This is a genomic window from Nocardioides abyssi (assembly GCF_030412915.1).
In the GTDB taxonomy this organism is placed as follows: domain Bacteria; phylum Actinomycetota; class Actinomycetes; order Propionibacteriales; family Nocardioidaceae; genus Nocardioides; species Nocardioides abyssi.
Genome location: NZ_JAUHJR010000164.1, coordinates 1 through 278, shown reverse-complemented (window position 1 = coordinate 278; position 278 = coordinate 1). Strand labels below are relative to the sequence as shown.

The window sequence follows — 278 nt, the reverse complement described above, 5'->3', positions numbered from 1 at the left end:
CCCGAGTCAGGCGCTCTTTTTCGGATCACGCGAACAGATCGAGCAGCTGCGGCCGCTGTCTGCGCCGGTCAACCGCTTTCAGTTCGGATCCCAGGTGATCTCGACACGCGTGTTCACGATGGCGCCGCGCGCGTTGGCGCCCGGGCAGCCGTGGGTCGATGTCACCGCCGCCATGGACGAGAGACCACAGGCGCGAAGTGTGGTACTGCGAGTGCTGCCCGCGAGCGCCGGGTCGCTGCGGCCTGCGCCAGACGAAGGCGGCGATCCCTTCGCCGAGG

Annotated in this window: 1 protein-coding gene; it reads left to right on the top strand. The window is 68.7% G+C overall.

What is annotated here, in order from left to right; all coding sequences use genetic code 11:
• The coding region (locus QWY29_RS20335; protein ID WP_300963043.1) for a 4Fe-4S dicluster domain-containing protein at window positions 1–278 on the top strand (278 nt) is incomplete at both ends.